Below are 20,066 nucleotides of genomic sequence, written 5' to 3'. Positions count from 1 at the left end.
CGGGCCCCGCTCGTCCGCGAAGGCGTCACGTGAGGAGGTCCCATGCGCACACCCCCCGCGCACACGACCGAAGCACGCCCGAGCCTCGACCGGGCCTACCTGGTGTGCGGCGGCGCGCTGCTCGCCGGTCTCGTCGCCCTGGTGCTCCTGGTGACACACATGAGCGACGCCCGGCTGGCACCGACGCCGGCCCGCAACGGTGTGCTGATCCTGCTCGGCATCGGCTTCGCGCTGGCCGGGCTGTTCGTGATCGCCCACCGATCGGGCCTGGGCCTGGGCTGGCTGCTGCTGTGGACCGGCTTGACCCAGACCCTGGGGCGCGCGGTGCTGATGGCCGCGGCTTTCGCCGGGGTCGGAAACCCGTGGGCCACGATCGCCATCGTGCTCGTTCTCGTCTGCGACGTGGTGTACCTCTTCGCGATGTACGCCCTGCCGTTGTGGCTTCCACAGGGTCGGCTGCCGCGCGGGCCGGTGCGCGTATACGCGGTCGCGGTGGCCGGTTGGAGCGTCGTGCACGCCTACGACGACCTGGCCGAATCCGAGTTCTACCACGTGCCCAGCTTCCTTCGACACGGCGTCTGGCCCGAGGTGCTGCACTGGCTGCGGCAAGGGGTGACCGCGCAGCAGGATCTCGTCCCACCGCTCGTCGTGCTGACGAGCCTGGTCGTGATGACCGTGCACTGGGTGCGCTCCCCCGGCCCGCACCCGATGCGGCTCGTCCCGCTGCTGCCCTACCTGGCGTGGCTCGCGGTGGTCTTCGGCGGCTACCGACTCGACGTCTCGCCCGGTACCTACGACGCGCTGCTGTACGCGAGTTCGCTGACGTGGCCGGTGACCTTCGCGTACGCCTTCGCGCGGGACCGCGAGTGGCATCTGGACCGGTCGACCCGGCGGATGCTGGCCACGTTCGGACTGGCCGCCGTGCTGATCGCGGGCTGGTTCGCGGTCGCGGCGGGGCTCGCCGGGTTCCTGCCCGGCGCCCGCTCCACCGGCGCCGTGGTTCTGGCCGGCGGGGCGCTCGCGATCGGCATCCTGATCCGCCCCACCGTGACGTGGGCGATGCACGTGGTCGACCGCTTCTACTACGGCGAACGGGCCCGCCCCTATCAGGTGGTGCGTGACCTGGCGACACGGCTGAGTCGAGCCGTCGTACCCGGCGCGGCGCCCGCGCTGCTGTGCGAGACCGTCGTACGCGCCCTGCACCTGCCCGGCGCGAGCGTCGTGGTCGACACCCGGCGGGGCACCCGCGAACTCGCCCGGGTCGGCACCGGCGGCGCCGGTGGCGCTGCCTTCCCACTCACCTACGAAGGCGTGGTCATCGGCCGACTGTCGGCGCCGCCGCGTCCCGGCGAGGACGTGCTCGACCGGCAGGACGTCGAGGTGCTGCGCTTCCTGGCCGACCAGGCGGCGCCGGCCATCGCTTCGTTGCGACTGTACGAAGACCTTCAGGAGAGCCGGGAGCGGATCGTGCTCGCGCGCGAGGAGGAGCGTCGGCGCCTGCGCCACGACCTGCACGACGGGCTCGGACCGGCGCTGTCCGGCACCCGCCTGCAGGTGGACACCGCCCGTGCCTGCGTACCGGCCGGCACCCCGGCCGAGGGGACGCTCGCAGTCGCGTCCGAGGGAATCGGGGAGGCGATCGTCGAGTTGCGCCGGATCACCGAGGGCCTGGCCCCGGCCGCGCTCGACCGGATGGGTCTGGCCGGCGCGCTGCGCGAGTCGGCGGCCCGGCTCGACGGTCGGACCGGATCGGGTCCGCTGATCCGGGTCGAGGTCGACCCCGATCCGCTGCCGGCGCTGCCGGCCGCGGTGGAGGTGGCCGTGTACCGGATCGGCGGCGAGGCGCTGAACAACGTCGTGCGCCATGCGCGGGCCGCGCACGCCGCGCTCACGGTGCGAGTCCGCGCGGCCGACGTCACGGTCGAGATCTCCGACGACGGCCGCGGTCGCCCCGCCGACTCGGACCGGACCGCGCACGGGATCGGCATGCGGTCGATGGCCGAGCGGGCCGAGGAACTGGGCGGCACCTTCACGGTGGGCACCGGCGAGCGCGGCACGCTGGTACGGGCCGTCCTGCCGCGGCCGACGATCGAGGCCCGGGACGAAACCGGGACCGATGCCCCGGATCTGCCCGGGACCGACCCGTGACCTCGGCCGGATGTGTCCGGGACCAGGGGCGAGCGAGATTGGTGGAGCGGTGATCGTCTTGATCATCGTTTCGCACCTCGCCCGACGGAGGCACCAGAAATGACACCCGAACCCCGCCGCGCCAACTCCCCGAAGGTCGCCGTGGCCGGTCTCGTGGCCACGCTCCTGGCGATCGTCCCGTGGGTCAGGCGGCACCGGAGCCCGGACGGCAAACACCCCGTTCCGGCCGAACCGATGCAACCGGACTCGCAGAACACCCGGTGCAAACCGCCGAACGTGGTGTGTTGACCGGCTCGTCTCCGGGCCCCGCCACGTCGACGGATCCGCAGGCGCGTGAAAAAGCCAGTGCCCCCGCCGGTCGAACCGGCGGGGGCACCGACGTGTGTGGAGTCGGTGGCGTTGGAGTCGGTGGCGGGCGAAGTGGGTGGCGGGCGACGTCGGCGGCGGCACCGTCGTGTGCGTCCATGAGGACGGGCGCCGGGGTGGCGCACCGGGGGGAGCGCCGACGTGCCGATCCGTGAGGGGGCGGGAGCGGCGATCGAGCCGGCGACGCTCACGGCTTCGGGGTGTTCACGACTGGGCGCGGCGATCGAGCAGCGTCGTGTCGTGTCGACCGGCGACGAAGTCCGGCTCGTCCAGGATCTCGGCGAGCAGCGGCGCGGTAGTGTGCATCCCCGGCCCCACGACCCGCAGTTCGCGCAGCGCGCGGCGCATCCGGGCCGGCGCCTGGTCGCGGCCCTGCCCCCACGGGACCACCTCGGCGAGCAGCGAGTCTGGCACCCCGGTAGCCCGCGGCCCGGGCCCCGGCCACCGCCCACGCGGCGAGCCGGTCCGCGAGGCCGGCGGGCAGCCGGGGTGCCGGTGACTCCTCGACGAGCTTTTGGTGCCTGCGTTGTACCGAGCAGTCGCGCTCGCCGAGGCGCACCACGTCGCCGTGCGCGTCGGCAAGGATCCGGATCTCGATGTGCCGGGCGCCGTACGGGTATTGCTCCAGGTAGGTGAGGCCCCGATCTCCCCCGTACCCCCGGCAAATCGCGCCCGGGGGCGGCTTCACACCACGGCGCGGCCCCTTTCACGCGGGACGAGTACCACGGTCAGTCGGTGCGGCGGCTCCACGGCGCCGTCGGGCAGCAGCGCGCCGGTGTCGTCGAAGACCACGACGCCGTTGCACAGCAGGCTCCAACCCTGTTCGGGATGACTGCTGAGCACCTGGGCGGCCAAGTGGTCGGGGGCCGCCGAGTCGGGACAGGGAGGGACGTGCCGGCACATGATCCTGGTCCTTTCGAAGGAGGTGCCATCCGGTGGCCGCGAGTCCGTCCGGTCCCGCGTTGTGTCACCTGACGATCGATGTACTCGCCCTGCGCTCCCGGGTGTCCCGGACGAATGAGGCCACGGCCCCGAATCGGCCCTCCCCGAAGCCCGGTTCACGGGCGGCGCGGGCCCGGAACGATGTGGTCGAACAGCCCCGTACCGCGCCCGTGTCACCCGGTGCAGCCGCATCGGCCGTGGTCACGGGGCGATATTCGGTGTCGTTGTCGGTGCCACTCGGGGTAGCTTTCGACGGTTGATCACGCCCGTCGGGCGGCCGTCCGACCGGATGGGCCGACGACGGTTCGAGAGCAGGGAGTACGAGATGCGGCGTCGCCTCGGAGCAGTCGAGTTGCTGTGTACCCGCTTCCCCACTCCCGAGGATCCTCGTGCCCGACCAGACCTTGAATCTCGGCATTCTGGCCCACATCGACGCCGGTAAGACCAGTCTCACCGAGCGTTTGCTGTTCGACAACGGGGCCGTCCCCGAACTCGGCAGCGTCGACGCCGGCAACACCCGCACGGACAGCGGCGACCTGGAGCGCGAGCGCGGCATCACGATTCGCTCCGCGGTGGCCACGTTCGTCACGGGCAACCTCCGGGTCAACCTCGTCGACACTCCCGGTCACCCCGACTTCATCGCGGAAGTCGAGCGCGCCCTGTCGGTGTTGGACGGGGCCGTGCTCGTGCTGTCCGCCGTCGAGGGCGTCCAGGCGCAGACGCGCGTACTGCTGCGCTCGCTGCGCAGGATGCGGCTGCCCACCCTGATCTTCGTCAACAAGATCGACCGGGCGGGCGCGCGTCCCGAGAGCCTGCTCGCCGACATCCGGAGCAAACTCGCCCCGTACATCGTCCCGCTGAGCACCGTGACGGATCCGGGCACGGTCGCCGCACGGGCAGTGCCTTCGCCGCTCTCCCGAGCCGATGTGCGCGCTCGGACCGCGGAGATCCTCGCCGAGAACGACGACACACTGCTCGCCCGCCTCGTCGACGGCTCACCCCCTTCGGTACCCGAGCTTGAGGATTTGTTGACGGCGCAGACGGCCGCCGGTCTGGTGCACCCGGTCTTCTTCGGATCGGCGTTGACGGGCGAGGGCACCGGGGAACTCACCGCCGGGATCGCGTCTTTCCTTCGGCCGCCCGTATCGGACCGGCGGTCGCCGGCCTCCGGCATCGTGTTCGCCATCGAGCGGACCGCCGACCGAGAGAAGGTCGCCTACCTCAGATTGTTCTCCGGGCGTGTGGGTGAGCGGCAACGCGTCACCTTCCACCGCACGAACGCCGGCGGAGACAGCAGCGAAGTCACCGGCAGGATCACCGGACTCGACGTCGTGGGCGGTCCCGAGCGCACCGCGGGAGCGGATCCGAGGCATGGCGGGACCGCAGGCTCCCGGCGACTGGACGCGGGCAGCATCGCCAGACTTCGAGGGTTCCCCGGGATCCGGGTCGGCGACCGGCTGGGGGCGGCGACTCGACCGACCGGGCACGTCCATTTCCCTCCACCGAGTCTGGAGACGGTCGTCCGGCCGTACCGGCCCGGCCAGGAAGCGCGGCTGCACGCCGCCCTGACCGCCCTCGCCGACGAGGACCCGCTGATCCGAACCCGACCGGCCGGTGGCGGTACCACCTCCGTGTTGCTGTACGGCGAGGTCCAACGGGAGGTGATCGCCGCCCGGTTGCTGCGCGACTTCGGGGTCGAAGCGGCCTTCGACCCGGTCACGCCGGTGTGCTTCGAACGGCCCACCGGAGTGGGGGAGGCGCTGACCGAGATGGATCGGCGCGGCGCGCACGACTTCTGGGCGACCGTCGGGCTGCGCGTCGAGCCGGCCGCGGCCGGATCCGGGGTCGGCTTCGTGCGCGACGTCGAATGGGGCGCGCTGCCCCGGGCCTTTCACCGGGCGATCGAGGAATCGGCGCGGCACACCCTGCAACAGGGGCTCTACGGCTGGGAAGTGACCGACTGTACGGTCACCCTGGTCCGCGCCCGCTACCGATCGCCCGCCAGTACGGCCGCCGATTTCCGCAACCTCACGCCGCTGGTCCTCATGCGGGCGCTCAAGGTGGCCGGTACCCGCGTCCACGAGTCGTGCCAGTCGGCGGAGATCGAGGTCCCCGCGGACGCGCTCGGCCCGGTCGTCGGGTTCCTCGGCACCATCGGCGCCGATGTCACCGGATCGGTGGAGGAGAACGCCGCGTCGTGGTTGGTCGGCGCCGACCTGCCGGCCCGAGTGCTCCCGGAGTTGACCAGGGCGTTGCCCGGACTGACCCACGGCGAAGGCACCGTGTGGTCGCAACCCGGCGGAAGTCGACCGGTACACGGCCCGATCCCGCTCCGCGAACGCCTCGACGGCAATCCCCTCGACCGCGACGCGTACCTGCGGTTTCTCGCCGACCGCAACCTCGCTCGCGCGGACGACACCGGCACCGCCCACCGGGGAACGCCCGTCGCCCACTCCGTCACGCCCGAGGCGGCCCCGAGGCCCCGGGAGAATGAGCAGCCGCGCGGGAATAAGGGAAGAAAATAGCGTTTGCGAACGATTCATCCACCTTGTGGCGGATACCAATGGAGTGAGACTCGATCAGCCGAAAGAGGGTGACGAGCGTGAGCGCGTCAACGTCGTCTCGCATCGAACAACATCCGGACATCATGGCCCTGCGTGATCACTCCGAACGGGCCGCCGCCAATCCGGTCGCGCAAATGGCCGAGGCACTGGGCATCCTGTGCGGCGTGTATCTGGCCGCGTCCCCGTGGATCGTGGGCTTCGAGGGCTTCACGACCCTGCGGGTCAACAACCTGATCACCGGCCTTGCCATCGCGCTGCTGCTCGGCGGCCTGGGCTCGGCGGCGTACGAACGAACACACGCGATGAGCTGGGCGGCCCTGTGCCTGGGCGCCTGGACGATCGTCGCACCCTGGGTGGTGTCGGGAGCAGTCGACACCACACGCACCATCACCAGCAACGTGATCGTCGGTGGGGTCACGTGTCTGGCGGCCTTGGCCCTCGCCGGGATGGGAGTCGCCGGGCGTCGCCGCGTGTGACAGGGTCCCGAATACCGACCGGGCCGACCGGAATGCAGCAGCACCGGACAGCACGCGGAACGGATCACCGCTCCCCCGCGGACGACGATTCACCGGCAAGCGAAGCTCGCCGCATCGTCGCCCGCGGTCGTGCGGGGCGCACCGCTCCGGTCGTCGACCCCGATCGTCACCCGGCGTCATGATGCCGGGGAGGTGCTTTTCGATGACCACGAAAGACGGCGGCCGTCCGCTCTCCGACCAGGAGCAGCGCGTCCTCGGACAGATCGAGGAGTCGCTCGCTCGGGACAAACGCCTCAGCCGACTGTGCGGCAGGTTCGATGCCGCCCGTACCGCCTCCCGACCGACCGCACACCGAGTCCTGGGCGGCTCGGCGATCGCACTGGCCGTCCTGGCCACGGGCACGCAGGCCGCCGCGATCCGCACGGCCGCACCGGTCCTCGTGGTGGTCGCCCTGTGCGCGTGGGCCCTCACGTCGTGCGCCGTCGCCGTCTGGCTCCGCGCCCGCGCGCTGGACGAATCCTGGACGGCGCCCGCCCGCAGACGGCGGTTCCCGTCCCGCCGACCGGGGTTCCGCAACCGTGGAAACCGGTGGCCGGTGCGCCGAAGGAGGCGACCGGGTCTGTGACCGGATTCCCCTGGGCTGCGCCGACGACGCGTTGCCCACCGGCAGCTACCTGGTGCTCTCGCACGCCTCCGCCGACTTCGACCCGGCGCGCGCGAGCAGTGGCGCGCAGGTGTACGACCGGGCGACCGCGCCGGTCGTGCTGCGCTCGCACGCGGAGGTCGAGCGGTTGTTCGCGGGCTTCGAGTTGCTCGATCCCGGGCTGGTGAACCTGCCCCGGTGGCGCCCCGATTCGCGCGAGGCGGGCGAGTACGACCCGACCTGGTGTGGTTGTACGGCGGCGTGGCCCGCAAGATCCGACCACGCCGCCGGCCCTCCCCCCGGGCCCGGTCAGCGCTCGGACCGCGCCCCGTCGCTCGCCGCAACGGCCGCCAGGTCGATCACCTCGCGCTGGTGCGGCGCGAGGTCGTGTCCCCCCTGCGCGCCGACGACGGCCTGGAACGGGTCCTCGATGGTGGGCACTCGGGCGAGCGCACCGATCACCGCGAGGCCGCAGAACGGTACGTGGGCCGGGTTGTAGCCGCCCTCGTGGGACATCGCCAGCCGACCGCCGCAGCTCTGCGCCGCGACGTCGAGCAGCCGGCCGGTGAGCGCCCGATAGCCCTCGGACGTCAGCAGTTGCCGGCCCAGCGGATCCATCGCCGCCGCGTCGAACCCCGAGGCCACCAGGATCAGTTCGGGCCGGAAGCGGGTCAGCGCCGGCACCACGGCCCGGTCCATGGCGTACAGGTAGCCGCCGTCTCCCGTGCCGGGCGGCAGTGGCACGTTGAGCGCGTAGCCGCGGCCCGCGCCCTCGCCACGCTCGGAGCGGTAGCCGCTGCGGGGCGGGAACAGCTCGTCCTGGTGCAACGAGATCGTCAGCACGCGCGGGTCGTCGTAGAACGCCTTTTGCGTGCCGTTGCCGTGGTGCACGTCCCAGTCGACGACGGCGATGCGCTCCAGGCCGTACACGTGCATCGCGTGATGGGCCGCGATGGCGAGATTGCCGAACAGGCAAAACCCCATCCCCGTCGCCGGCTCCGCGTGGTGGCCCGGGGGCCGCACGAGAGCGTACGCGTTGTCCACCCGCCCGGCGAGCACCGCGTCGACGGCCTCGATCGCGCCGCCCGCGGCCAACGCCGCGATGTCGTACGCACCCTGCCCGAACGGGGACAGGCCGTCACCGGCGTCGCCGCCCCCGGGCCGCTCGCTCTCGGCCTTGATCCGCTCCAGGTGGGCCCGGTCGTGGACGCGCAGGATCTCGTCCTCGGTGGCCGGCCGCGGCGCGATCCGGGTGAGGTGGTCGATCAGGCCGGAGACCACGATCAGTTCGTGGATGCGCCGCTTGGTCTCGGAGTTCTCGAAGTGGATCAGCGGCTGAACGCCGGCCCGGGGGTCCGAGCGGAACAGGCCGGCGCTCGTGCCGGTGTCGTGCCAAGCGAACATCTCGTGGTAGACGTAGCCCGTGCTCATTCGACCTCCGGGTGAACTCCCGTGCGCATTCGGCCGGTCCGAGTGCGTCAGGACAGACAGCGTGCGCTCGGCGGTGGGCCCGGCGGGTCCGTGAGTTCACGGACTCCGGCGCGGGCCGGGGAAGGGCAGGTGCGGGCGCGGCCCCCGGCACAGCGCGGCGACGTCGCCCAGGCTCCCGGGTTCGGCGCTCGGGAGGAGCAGGCCCACGCGCACGGCGACGGCGGCCAGTTCGCTGCGGGACGCGCACCCGAGCTTGTCCAAAAGGCGTTCGACGTAGGTCTCCACGGTGCGCCGCCCGATCGCCAGTCGTTCGGCGATCACCGGGTTGCTCGTGCCGTTGACGATGGCGGTCAGTACGTGCAGTTCGCGGTCCGTCAGGCGGTTCTCGTTCGGGTGGGGCCGGGAGAACACCAGCGTGCCGACCCGGTTGCCGGCGCGGCCGGCATCCATCAGCAGGCCCTGCTCCCAGCCGCGGCCGCGCGGCCACAGGAAGGCCAACGGGGGCCGGCGCAGGCGCGCGAACCGGTGGGCCAGTTCGGTGAATCGCGGGTCGGCCGGCAGCGGGCTCGCGGCCCGGCCGGACAGCGCGAGCACCTGGCCGCGCTCGGTGAGCCGGCTGCCCGACCAGTCGCCGGTCAGCTGGGCGTCGACGTGCGGGTAGTGCTGCGGGTCGACCTGCGGGGCGAGCGTGCGGCCCACCTCGGCGACGAACGCGCGAGCGGATTCGCCGAAGGCGTGGCCGCGGACGGCGCTCATGTGGATCAGGCCGACGGTACGTCCGTCCTCCGCACGCAGGCACGCGGAGAGCCCGTCGTCGAAGCCGGCGGGTTGGAGCCACTCGCGAAAGTGCGGCGAGGCCCGGAAGTCGAGGTCGTCGTCCATCAGGAGCGGACGAGTGGCCTCGACCAGCCTGCGCCCCCAGCGCGTCCGGGGCATCGCGCTCAGGTCGGCCGACACCTCCCGTCGGTACCCACGCTCGGCGACGACCACGAATCGGTCCGCCACCGGATCCCAGCCGCACACCTGCACGGCCCCGACCGAGGGGATCGCGCAGCTCAGGGCATCGAGCGCACGCACCCAGTCGGCCCCCTCGGCCCGCCCGAGCGCAAGCCCGAGCCCGACCGCGGCCGACAGTTCCCGTCTGTCCATACGAGTCTCCAGGGCCGGGCCTTCGGGAAGGACGTGCAGCGGGGCGCCGAACCGGACGAAGGCGGGCGCCTGTGGTGCTCCTGCTCGGAACACATAATTTGACCCCAAACGATAAGCTCGTCCACACCCACCCCACAAGGCTTCCCGCCAAGTCCGCGCGCGGCGTCCACGGTCGCGGTCTCGTCCGATACGCACGTGTGCGCCGACGGACGGCTACGTCCGGTACGCACGTGTGCGCCGACGGTCGGCTACGCCGCAACGGGCGCAGCGCACCCGCCGGTTCGTTCGGGTGCGCAATCGCCCGGGCCACCGGCACGTCCGTCGGTTCGGCGGGCACACCATCGGGGTGGCCGCCCAGGGGTAGAGGCCACGGCCCGCAGCGGTGGCTCCGGCCGGGAGTCGAGCCATGCGAACACGCCGTCGTCGGCGGCCGGGGTGGGGTCGGGTCCGGGCTTGCCGGTTCGAGGGTGCGGTCGTCCTCGGTCGGGCGGCAGGCGGTCCTGGTCCGGGGGTGCTTCCCTCCAGGATCGTGACGAGGTCGATCGGGTCGAACGCGCCGGTCGTCCCGGTTCGTCCGTCCGTTCCGGTTGTGCTCGCCACGGCCGGGGCTGCGGATTCGCGGCAGGGCCGCAACGCAGCGATGGGAATGGGGCCAGGCCCACGATTCGGGGGGGCCTGCCGGATGTCGAACGGGCCTGCCGGCTGGTCGACTTGTCCGGTCGGGACGAGTGACACGGAGGTTGACATGGGTCGGCGAGCGGGTGGGCGGCGGTGGGCGGTCGGGGCCGCGGCGGTTTCGGTGGCGTTGGTGGCGGTCACGGCGTCGGCGTCGGCGGGAGGCGCGCCTCGTGGGCGCTACGACGAACGGGTGTTGCGCGGTGATCTGCGTGCGGTGGCCGCGGTCGGGGGCGGCTCGGTGAACCTGTCGGCCGAGGTGCGGGTGGGTGATCGGGTGGTCCGGGGGAGGTCGGGGACCTCCGTGGCCGGCACCCGGACGCCCGTCCCGTGGGACGCCCGGTTTCGGATCGCGAGCACCACGAAGACGTTCACCGCGACGGTCGCGCTGCAACTCGTCGCGGAGGGGCGGCTCTCGCTCGACGACACCGTCGAGCGGTGGCTGCCGGGGGTCGTCACCGGCAACGGCAACGACGGCGCCCGCGTCACCGTGCGCGATCTGCTCCGGCAGACGAGCGGCATCTTCGACTACGTCGAGGATCCCGAGATCCAGGACACGCTCCTGCGCGACTTCGAGAGCGTGCGCTACGACACCCGGCCCGCCCGCGACCTGGTCGCCGTCGCGATGCGGCACGCGCCGGCCTTCGTGCCCGACGGCGCGCGGCCGAAGTGGGCGTATTCGAACACCAATTACGTGCTCGCCGGGATGATCGTCGAGCGGGCGGGCGGCCTGCCCTGGCGGGAACAGGTCGAGCATCGGATCATCGCGCCGCTGGGCTTGCGGGACACGTCGGTTCCCGGCGCCAACCCGTTTCTCCCCGGTCCGCACAATCAGGTGCTGGTGGACTTCCCCGACGGCAACCGCCGCGACGTCACCGACGCGAGTCTCGCGCACGACGCGGACGCCGGCATCGTCGCCACCGCCGCCGACCTCGACACGTTCTTCCGGGCCCTGGTCACCGGGCGCCTGCTGCCGCCCGCCCAACTCGCCGAGATGCGCACCACCGTGGAGCGCTCGAACGACCCGGACGACCTCGCCGAGTGGCCGCAGGGCGGCTACGGACTCGGGCTGCGCTGGGTGCCGCTGACCTGCGGCGGCGGCTACTGGCATCACGAGGGCGACGGCTTCGGTTCCTATGTGCGAACCGGGGTCACCTCCGACGGATCCCGCGTCGTCGCGCTGTCGATCACCTCGAACGGCGCGCCGCCGGACCAGGTCCGGCTCAACGCCGCTACCCGCGTCCTGGTCGATCACGCTCTGTGCGCGACCTAGCCGGGCTTCGCCCGTGCGGCTGCGCAAGCGGGCACCGTCCCGTTTCGACGAGGGCGCCCCGCCGACTCCCGCCGCCGGGAATTACCTGCCACGACGGGTGTTGGCAAGAGTGTGATCGCGCTGCCGCCGGGTGTCCGGTTCTCGATTCTCGACAGGTCGCTCACCCTGCGCGGTGAGCATCCCTCGCACGCGCTGCGGCACGCCGTGGCGTTCGCTCGGCACGTGGAGAACCTGGGGTATCACCGCTTCTGGGTCGCGGAGCACCACAGCGTGCCGGGCGTCGCCGGATCGGCGCCGACCGTGCTCGCGGCCGCGATCGCCGCGGCGACCGAATCCATCCGGGTGGGCACCGGCGGGGTGATGCTGCCCAACCATCAACCACTCGTGGTGGCCGAGCAGTTCGGTGTGCTCGAAGCGCTGTATCCGGGCCGGATCGACATGGGCGTGGGGCGGTCGGTCGGTTTCACCGACGGCATCCGCGCCGCGCTCGGCCGGGGCAAGGACGCGGCGGCGGACTTCCCGGCCCGACTGGCCGAACTGCTGGGCTACTTCCTCGGCGACCAGAGCGCCCACCCCGGGGTGCACGCGCAGCCCGCCGAGGGCCTGCGTCCGTCCCCCTTCGTCCTGGCCACCGGTGCGGGTGCCGGCCACGCGGCGGCTGCGGGCGTACCGCTCGTGGTCGCCGCCGCGATCGGCGACGAGCGCATGACGGCCGCGATCGACCGCTACCGCGACACCTTCCGGCCGTCGGCGTGGGCCTCGCACCCGTACGTCGTCGTCGCCGCCGCGGTCGCCGTCGCGGACACCGAACAGGCGGCCTACGACCTGCTCGCGCCCGAGGCGTGGGCATCCGCGTACTCCCGCACCAAGGGCGAGTTTCCGCCGCTGATCCCGGCCGAGGACATTCGCGGCCTCCCGATGACCCCACGCGAACGGGAGCATTTCGACGAGGCCATGCGCCACCAGATCCTCGGCACCGCGGAAACCGTCGCCCCACGAATCGCCGGCCTGTTGGCCCGCACCGACGCCGACGAGCTTTTGATCACCACCGGCGCCCACGACCGCATCGCTCGCGCCGACTCCACTCGCCGCCTGGCCGAACTCGTCGGCACGGCGCCCCGCGTCCGCGCCGAGTCCTCGGCGTGATCGGGTTTCGCCTCGATCACCCCACGGTCGACGCCCGGCCGCCGACCGTGGGGTGATCGCAGGATCAGGGCAGGGTGCGCAGGTGGCCGGAGATGGAGCCGGCGAGCGCGTAGCCGTTGGTGGCGTCCCAGTTGGCCGACCACGTCATCGCGCCGCGAATGTTCGGCCAGGTGGTGGTGGGGTGGTAGCTGCCGCAGTTGGTGCCCAGGGCGAGGCAGTCCAGCGCGTTGTTGACCACGCCCGGCGACACGTAGCCGCTGCCGGCCGCGCGGCCGGTCGCGGGCACACCGATGGAGACCTGGTCGGGGCGCAGCCCGTTCTGGAGTTGGATGCAGGCTTGCGCGGTGATGAAGTTCACGTTGCCCTGGGAGTACAGGCCCTGATCGCAGCCCATCATCGTCCCGGAGTTGTAGTACTGCATGTGGACGATGGTCAGGATGTCCTTGATGCCCAGCGCGAGCACGAAGTAGGCCGCCTGGGTCGACTGCATGTCCAGGGTTTGCGGGGCCATCGTGATGATCAGGCTCGGGCCGACCTGCGCCCGGATCGCGCGCAGCGCGCTTGCCATGTGGGTGGGATTGACGCCGTTCTCCAGGTCGATGTCGATGCCGTCGAACCCGTATTCGCGCAGCAGCGCGGTGGCCGTGGTGCCGAAGGTGGTCGAGGACGCGGCGTCGCCGACCCACACCGCGCCGAGTTCGCCGCCGACCGACAGGATCACCTTCTGGCCGCGGGCGTGCATCGTGACGATGTCGGCCTTGAGGTCGGCGTCGGTGTATCCGCCCAGGGCCGTGGACAGGCCCGGGTCCACGCCGAAGGTGATCGCGCCGTTGCGGGTGCGATCGGCCTCGGCGAAGGCCACCGCGACCAGGTTGTACGACGTGGGCACGTCGCGCAGGCGCAGCGCGGTCGAGCCGTTGACGAAGTTGTGCCAGTAGCCGGTCATCACCCGCTTGGGCAGACCGGTGGGGTCGCCTCCGGTGGGGCCGTCCGGTGCGGTGGTGGCGGCGATCGGGGCCGTGCGCGCGGAGGTTCCGGCGCTGTTGCTCGCGGCGACGCTGAAGGAGTACGCCGTCTCCGGGGTCAGTCCGGGTATGTCGGCCGAAGTGCCGGTGACGGTGGCCACCTTCGTGTCGGCGCGATACACGTCGTAGGCGGTGGCGCCCGGGACCGCGTTCCATCCGAGCGAGACGCTGCGCGCGGTGGTGGCGGTGACGGCGAGGCCGGTCGGCACGGCCGGGATCGTGACGGTGCCGCCGGGGCCCACCAGCGAGACGTCGTCGGCAGTGTAGGCGGCCTGTCCGTACCAGCCGTTGAGGTAGATGGTGACACTCGTGGTGGCTGCGCCGGTGTGGAACGTGGTGGCCAGCTTTTGCCACGTCGAGGCGGACGACGTCCACGTCGAGACGTCGGACGTGCCGGTACCGGAGGCGCCGAAGTAGATGTACGAGCCCTGCACCCAAGCCGACGCCGCGTAGTCGGAGTTGGGCTGTACCGCGACCGTCTGGGCGCAGCGGGCGTAGTCGGCGCCGGCCGGGGTGGCCTTGAGCGCGCCGGCGCCGGCGTGCACGGGAGTGGTGGTCGCGTTGCCGGTGCCGCCGCTACAGGTCCAGCCGGACAGGCCCGACTCGAAGCCGCCGTTCACCAGGAGTTCGGCGTCGGCCCGCGCGGGTGAGGCGAGCGCGATCAGGCTCGCCGAGACCACCGCGACGATTGCGGACAGTGCGGTGAGCATGCGACGGGGCGTTCTCCGTCGGTCGGCAAAGCGTGGGTGGGAGTGGGGACTTGGTGGTGTCATCGGGTGTTCCTCCCGGACGTGCCCGGCGCCTGATGGACATGGATGTGCGTGGGAACGAAAGAGATGACGAGTTGACCGGTCCGGAAACGGGGCTGTCAATAGGTCTGGACCAATCAGGCATGTTTCGGCAAGTTGGTTCAGACCTCTTTGGTTTAGACCTATCTGGTCCAGACCTATTGACCGCAGGTCCGGCCGACTTTACGTTCTTGGTGAATCGCACCACGTGAGGCTCCAGACTGTCGCAGTCCGGGAGGTATCCGTGTCCCCCACGATGTCCCTTCCGCCCCGACCCAACCTCGCCACGCGGCCCCGTCTCGCTCGGGCCGGGCCGTCGTCGGCACCGTCGCACGAAGGGATTCGAGCATGAGGGGTCGAACATCACGTCTGCTGGGGGCCGCCCTGGCCCTGGCCTTCGCGGTACCGGTACTGGGCGCTGCGGCGCCCGACGCATCGAGCACAGCCGACTCACCCACGGTCGCGGCGAGTTCGCCGGTCGCCGCCCGGCCGGCCGCCGATCCGCCGCCGACCACGTGTCCGGTCAAGTCCAAGCCCGCGGGCAAGGTGCTCCAGGGCTACTGGGAGAACTGGGACGGCGCCGTCAACGGCGTGCACCCGCCGCTCGGTTGGATCCCGATCACCGACGGCCGCATCCTCGCGCACGGCTACAACGTGGTCAACGCGGCCTTCCCGGTCATCCTCTCCGACGGCACCGTCCAGTGGCAGGACGGGATGGACGCGACGGTCAAGGTCGCCACCCCGGCCGAAATGTGTCAGGCCAAGGCGTCCGGCCTCACCATCCTGATGTCCATCGGCGGCGCGACCGCCGGGATCGACCTCAACTCGCGGGCCGTGGCCGACAAGTTCATCGCCACGGTGGTGCCGATCCTCAAGGCGTACAACTTCGACGGCATCGACATCGACATCGAGACCGGGCTCGTCGGCGGCGGCAACATCAACACGCTTTCGACCTCGCAGGCCAACCTCGTGCACATCATCGACGGCGTACTCGCGCAGATGCCGCCGAACTTCGGCCTGACCATGGCACCCGAGACGGCCTACGTCACCGGGGGCAGCGTGGTCTACGGCTCGATCTGGGGCGCCTACCTGCCGATCGTGAAGAAGTACGCGGACAACGGCCGGCTGTGGTGGCTGAACATGCAGTACTACAACGGGAACATGTACGGCTGCTCCGGCGACTCGTATTCCGCCGGCACGGTCGCGGGGTTCACCGCGCAGACCAACTGCCTCAACCGCGGGCTGGTCGTCCAGGGCACCACGATCAAGGTGCCGTACGACAAGCAGGTACCCGGCCTGCCGGCCCAACCCGGCGCCGGCGGCGGCTACATGCCTCCGCCGCAGGTCACCCAGGCGTGGAACGCCATCGGCGGCAACCTCAAGGGGCTGATGACCTGGTCCGTCAACTGGGACGGCTCGAAGAGCTGGTCCTTCGGCAACAACGTCAAGGCCCTCCAAGGCCGCTGACAGCGCCGCTTCGGTCTCCGCGAGAGAGCGAAGTCCGGGGCGCAGGCCCCCCGTTCGCCTTTCGGCGGACGGGGGGCCGCGGTGTTTCGCCGACCGGCCACGCAGCGGTCCGGTCGGCCGGAGGGCGCGGTCAGCCCACGGTCACCGGATGCCGGACGACCGCGTCGAAGAAGTAGCCCTGGGCGTTGGCCGTGGTGCGCTCCGGCTGGGTGTTGCCCGCCGTGTCGGTGGCCCGGGCGAGCAGTTCGACGGAGCCGGGCCGCGTGGGCCGCCAATCCACACTCCAGCGGACCCAGCCGTCGCGGCGCGGTTCGTCCCGTACGTCGGCCGGGCGCCAGGACGCGCCGCCGTCCGTACTGACCTCGACCCGGCGTACGCCGCCCGCGCCCGACCAGGACCGACCGTGCAGCCGGTGGCCCACGCGCGGCGCGAAGCGGGCACCGGCGGGCAGTTCGAAGGCGCTCTTGAGCGTCTGCCGGGTGAGCGGGGCGCTGCCGCCCGCCGGGTACGCCGGCCCGAACAGCCGGTAGAAGTCGGTGTTCCAGGGTGAGTACAGGGGTTGCGCGCTGACCTCGATGTCACCGACCCACTTGATCGACGCGATGCCCACCCACGAGGGCACGACCACCCGAACCGGCGCCCCGTGGTCGGGAGTCAGCGGCTCGCCGTTCATCTCGTACGCCAGGATCACGTCGTCGAGCGCCTTGCTCAGCGGCAACGGCCGCCGCACGCGGCCGAGGTCGACGCCGGCGCTGACGTAGGCGTCGTCGAGCCCGCGCGGCATGACGTCCACCGCGTCCCGGCGCACCCCGACCCGGCGCAGCACGTCGGAGAGCCTGGCCCCACGCCATCGCGCGACCCCGATCGCGCCCAGCGTCCAGGCGGTACCGGACACGGCCTCGCCCTGCTGGGACGTGAAGAACGAACGGCCGTTGCCCGCACACTCGATGGCCGCGGTGTGCGTCACCGCGGGCAGCCGGCGCAGGTCGTCGAGGTCGAGCTCGACGGCCCCGGCGTGGTCGACGAAGCCGCGCAACCCGCTGCCCCACAGGCGCAGCCGCCAGTCCCGCGCGGACAACACGGGGGTGGCGGTGTGGTTGCGGACGAAGAAGCGTTCGACGGGCGTGTGGTAGCCGGTCCCGCGCAGGGCCGCGAAGTTGGTCTCGGCGTTCGTCCCCCGAATGGTGAACACGTCGGGAGGCAACGGCTTGACGATCCCGGGCGCCGCGAGCACCTTGGCGGGCCGCGCGGTGGTCGAAGTGGTGGTCGGCGCGGCGGCCGGCTCGTTCGGCGCGGTGGTCGCGGCGTGCGCCCGCGCGCCGGGTAGCGCCGTGAACACCCCCGCGGCGGCGAGGAGGGTGAGCAGGTCGCGCCGGGACACGCCGTCGGCGCGCGCGGCGCCGGCGAGCCACTGGCGTCGGCGCCGGAGGTCGTACGAGGTCTCACTGATCGGTGTCATCGAACGCTGCTTCCGGTTGGCGGGGATCGATTCGGCGGGGCGTCAACGCAACGGGGCATCGACGAGCGCGCGTGGGCGGGGCTGTGCGCCGACCGGGGACGTCCAAAGACGCGGGAATTCAAGAACGTCGGCGGCGGCGCCACGGGCGCGGCACGGGTGCTTCAGCGGCGTATCAGGGCCGCGGCAGGGGTGCGGCGAGGGAGGATCAACAACAGCGACAGTGCGGCACGGCTTCGCGCGTCGAGGCGCGGCGGCTGTGGCGGCAGTGGCTGAGGATCACACCGAGACTGTACGGGGCAACGCCCCGCCGGCGCCGGCGAATCGGGGGAAGAACCGCCCCGATCGAGACAGTGGCGGCGACAGGTCGGGCGCGGAACGGCGAGGTCGTGCTTCGCCGTTCCGCGCCCGTTTCACTGCGGAGTTGCTCAGTTGTACACGAGCGGCGGGCTCAACGGCACGCGAGTCCCGCAGTACCACGCCGGGTAACCACCCGGGAAGATCACCCGCAGGCTCCAGTTCGTCGGTGACGGCGGAGCGGTCGCCGGCACGATGTTCAGGGGCTGGCCGGGCAGGATGCTGCCCGTCACGCGCGGGATCGGACCGAGGTTGAGGACGGGCGTCCCGGCGGTGTAGGGCGGGTTGACCGTGCCGTCGTACACCACGGCGCCACTGGGACCGTTGAAGACGGCCGTGGTGTTGATGGTGTTGGCCGCGAAGCTGACCGGCACCGGGTGGCCGATGCTGACTTTCAACAGGTTGCCGCCGGTGGAATAGGTGACCTTGGCGGTGAACCGTCCACCCCTTGCGTCGACACAGTCGTAGGGCGACGTGGAAGGGCCGCCCGCCGATGCGCTGCCGCTGAGCGTGGCCACCGCCGCAAGGGCACCGACGGAGGCGAGCGCGGCGAGCTTGGTGCGTTTCGACATACCTGACTCCTGGTTGCTGGGTTGTGCGGACCCGAACCGAACGGAGGAACCGAAGTACACCGGGTGTGACTCACCCGTAACGCAGGGCTCAGTAAAGCGCACCCGTGTATCGCCTCACAAGATTTCGCGACGGGCGATATGCCGGAGAATCCGGTTCGGCCACGACATCTCCCCGGTTGCACGAGGAGGCCGGTCACGCCGACGTTCGCCGAGGGAGCGCGGGACCGCTCAGGCGCCGGTCGGCACCCGGCCGGCCAGGTGTTCGATGATGCGCCCCGGGTCGTCGGACGCGCACGATGCGCGCACCGCGGCCTCGTGGGCCGCCGCGAGGGCGTTCAGCCGCTCCAGACGCTCGTGGCCGCGACGGGACAGGTGCACCGCGATCCGGCGACGGTCCTCGCTCGACTGTCGACGATAGAGCCGCCCGGCGTCGGCGAGCGCGTCCACGATCCTGGTCAGGCTCGCGTGCGGAATGAGCAACTCGTGCGCTAGCTCGCCCATCAACTTGCCCGAACTCCCGCCATCGGCCAGGGTTCGCATGACGAGCCACTGGTCGAAGGTGCAGTCCTCTTCGCTCAGCGCGACCGTCAGTGTGCGGGTCAGCCGGCGCTGGGCCAGGGTCACCAGCTCGATCAGCAGGGGCTCCGGGGTGACGTGCCCCGGAACCGGGGCCGCGGTTTCGGCGAAATCCCCGCCATCCATGACGTTCACCCCTTCCCGAAGCGGTGACAGGAGCATACTCGCCCGGGTGAGCGTCGAGGCAGGACTGATCGATCCGCTCGACGCGCTGCACTCCGAGCGGGACCCGCACGTGCTTCGAGTGGGCCTCGTCGTGCCGCAATCCGGCGCGCTGGGCATCACCGGCCCCTCCGCCGTCGACGCCGCGCTGCTCGCCGCCCACGAGATCAACGCCGCCGGCGTGCTCGGCGCCCGTTCCCTGGGGTTGGTCCTGATCGACGCCGGCCGGCCGCCCGGCGACGTGGCGACCGAGGTGGACCTGCTGTGCGGCGCCGGGGCCGTCGACGTCCTGGTCGGCTTCCACACCAGCGACGTGCACCGCGCGATCGAGGCCGCCGTGTCCGGGCGCACGCCCTACATCTTCACGCCACCGCACGAGGGCGGACCGCGCCTACCCGGCGTGGTCTGCACAGGCGTCGACCCCGCGCACCAACTGCGGGACGCCGTCGGCCCGCTCACCGCGCGGCACCGGCTGCGCCGCTGGGCGCTGATCGGCAACGACTACATCTGGCCACACGCGATGCACCGCGCCGCCGAGCGGCTGATCGCCGACACCCCGGGCCGGATCGTGTTCGAGCGGTTGGTCGCGTTCGGCACGGTCCGCGCCACGATCGAACCGCTCCTGGACGGCCTGCGCGCGCACCGGCCCGACGGCCTGCTGCTGAGCCTGATCGGCCGTGACCTCGTCGACTTCAACCGGGCGCTGCGCCGGGCCGGCCTGGATCGCCGCCTGGTTCGGCTCTCCGGGGCGCTGGAGGAGAACGGGCTGCTCGCGGCCGGCGGCGACGACACCGGCGGCATGTACGCGTCCATGCAGTCGTTCGCGACGTTGGCCGACGACCGCCGGTTG

General features: G+C 71.8%; 17 protein-coding genes and 2 pseudogenes. 10 read left to right on the top strand and 9 right to left on the bottom strand.

Annotation, left to right across the window (positions count from 1 at the left end; genetic code table 11):
* Positions 1–42: 42 nt before the first annotated feature.
* Entirely contained in the window at positions 43–2,148 is a 2,106-nt protein-coding gene (locus GT354_RS31405; RefSeq protein WP_161359766.1) for an ATP-binding protein, read from the top strand.
* 99 nt (positions 2,149–2,247) lie between these two features.
* Positions 2,248–2,436: a hypothetical protein gene (locus tag GT354_RS31400; RefSeq protein WP_161359765.1), complete on the top strand. Its 189-nt coding sequence runs from the start codon at positions 2,248–2,250 to the stop codon at positions 2,434–2,436.
* Positions 2,437–2,718: 282 nt separating this feature from the next.
* On the opposite strand, the gene GT354_RS54725 is transcribed toward GT354_RS31400, so the two are convergent.
* The 3 genes and pseudogenes from GT354_RS54725 to GT354_RS31390 all read right to left on the bottom strand — a co-directional run bounded on the left by GT354_RS54725 (position 2,719) and on the right by GT354_RS31390 (position 3,417).
* Entirely contained in the window at positions 2,719–2,928 is a 210-nt protein-coding gene (locus tag GT354_RS54725) for a hypothetical protein (protein WP_346012264.1), read from the bottom strand.
* A gap of 55 nt (positions 2,929–2,983) precedes the next feature.
* Positions 2,984–3,202, bottom strand: a pseudogene (locus GT354_RS55970) (hypothetical protein); the annotation flags it as partial.
* Positions 3,199–3,417: a DUF5999 family protein gene (locus tag GT354_RS31390; RefSeq protein WP_161359764.1), complete on the bottom strand. Its 219-nt coding sequence runs from the start codon at positions 3,415–3,417 to the stop codon at positions 3,199–3,201. The gene GT354_RS31390 and the pseudogene GT354_RS55970, both read right to left, overlap by 4 nt.
* 428 nt (positions 3,418–3,845) lie before the next feature.
* On the opposite strand from GT354_RS31390, the gene GT354_RS31385 reads away from it, so the two are divergent.
* From GT354_RS31385 to GT354_RS31370, 4 genes and pseudogenes are all read left to right on the top strand, one after another.
* Positions 3,846–5,981, top strand: a complete 2,136-nt coding sequence (locus GT354_RS31385) for a translation factor GTPase family protein (protein WP_346012263.1) — start codon at positions 3,846–3,848, stop codon at positions 5,979–5,981.
* Between the two features lie 77 nt (positions 5,982–6,058).
* Positions 6,059–6,496: an SPW repeat protein gene (locus GT354_RS31380; protein ID WP_346012262.1), complete on the top strand. Its 438-nt coding sequence runs from the start codon at positions 6,059–6,061 to the stop codon at positions 6,494–6,496.
* 202 nt (positions 6,497–6,698) lie between these two features.
* Positions 6,699–7,121 (top strand): DUF3040 domain-containing protein, encoded by a 423-nt coding sequence (locus GT354_RS31375; protein ID WP_161359763.1) that lies wholly within the window; start codon positions 6,699–6,701, stop codon positions 7,119–7,121.
* Positions 7,075–7,365, top strand: a pseudogene (locus tag GT354_RS31370) (SAM-dependent methyltransferase); the annotation flags it as partial. The gene GT354_RS31375 and the pseudogene GT354_RS31370, both read left to right, overlap by 47 nt.
* Before the next feature lie 83 nt (positions 7,366–7,448).
* On the opposite strand, the gene GT354_RS31365 reads toward GT354_RS31370, so the two are convergent.
* Both GT354_RS31365 and GT354_RS31360 read right to left on the bottom strand, forming a co-directional pair.
* Positions 7,449–8,570, bottom strand: coding sequence for a class II histone deacetylase (locus tag GT354_RS31365; RefSeq protein ID WP_161359762.1), 1,122 nt, complete (start codon positions 8,568–8,570; stop codon positions 7,449–7,451).
* Between the two features lie 96 nt (positions 8,571–8,666).
* The gene (locus GT354_RS31360; RefSeq protein WP_161359761.1) at positions 8,667–9,719 is read right to left on the bottom strand and encodes a LuxR C-terminal-related transcriptional regulator; all 1,053 of its coding nucleotides are present in this window, start codon (positions 9,717–9,719) and stop codon (positions 8,667–8,669) included.
* Positions 9,720–10,464: 745 nt separating this feature from the next.
* Here GT354_RS31360 and GT354_RS31355 point away from each other — a divergent pair.
* Both GT354_RS31355 and GT354_RS31350 read left to right on the top strand, forming a co-directional pair.
* Entirely contained in the window at positions 10,465–11,667 is a 1,203-nt protein-coding gene (locus tag GT354_RS31355) for a serine hydrolase domain-containing protein (protein WP_161359760.1), read from the top strand.
* Positions 11,668–11,778: 111 nt separating this feature from the next.
* Complete coding sequence (locus GT354_RS31350; RefSeq protein WP_161359759.1) at positions 11,779–12,813, top strand: MsnO8 family LLM class oxidoreductase; 1,035 nt, start codon at positions 11,779–11,781, stop codon at positions 12,811–12,813.
* Between the two features lie 64 nt (positions 12,814–12,877).
* On the opposite strand, the gene GT354_RS31345 is transcribed toward GT354_RS31350, so the two are convergent.
* Positions 12,878–14,548, bottom strand: coding sequence for a glycoside hydrolase family 18 protein (locus GT354_RS31345; protein WP_237535656.1), 1,671 nt, complete (start codon positions 14,546–14,548; stop codon positions 12,878–12,880).
* 426 nt (positions 14,549–14,974) lie between these two features.
* On the opposite strand from GT354_RS31345, the gene GT354_RS31340 reads away from it, so the two are divergent.
* Entirely contained in the window at positions 14,975–16,093 is a 1,119-nt protein-coding gene (locus GT354_RS31340; RefSeq protein ID WP_161359757.1) for a chitinase, read from the top strand.
* Between the two features lie 130 nt (positions 16,094–16,223).
* On the opposite strand, the gene GT354_RS31335 is transcribed toward GT354_RS31340, so the two are convergent.
* The 3 genes from GT354_RS31335 to GT354_RS31325 form a co-directional block, all read right to left on the bottom strand.
* Positions 16,224–17,552: a sulfite oxidase gene (locus tag GT354_RS31335; protein WP_161359756.1), complete on the bottom strand. Its 1,329-nt coding sequence runs from the start codon at positions 17,550–17,552 to the stop codon at positions 16,224–16,226.
* Between the two features lie 425 nt (positions 17,553–17,977).
* Entirely contained in the window at positions 17,978–18,478 is a 501-nt protein-coding gene (locus GT354_RS31330; protein WP_161359755.1) for a hypothetical protein, read from the bottom strand.
* 228 nt (positions 18,479–18,706) lie between these two features.
* On the bottom strand, positions 18,707–19,180 hold the full coding sequence (locus tag GT354_RS31325; RefSeq protein ID WP_237535655.1) for a MarR family transcriptional regulator: 474 nt from the start codon (positions 19,178–19,180) through the stop codon (positions 18,707–18,709).
* A 46-nt stretch (positions 19,181–19,226) separates the two neighbouring features.
* Between GT354_RS31325 and GT354_RS31320 the strand changes: the two genes are divergently transcribed.
* On the top strand, positions 19,227–20,066 hold an 840-nt coding region (locus GT354_RS31320; RefSeq protein ID WP_161359753.1), incomplete at its 3' end, for an ABC transporter substrate-binding protein.

The sequence above is a fragment of the Streptomyces sp. SID3343 genome, from assembly GCF_009865215.1.
In the GTDB taxonomy this organism is placed as follows: Bacteria; Actinomycetota; Actinomycetes; order Streptomycetales; family Streptomycetaceae; genus Embleya.
The sequence above is the reverse complement of the archived record's forward strand: the minus strand, read 5'-3'. Positions and strand labels throughout refer to the sequence as shown.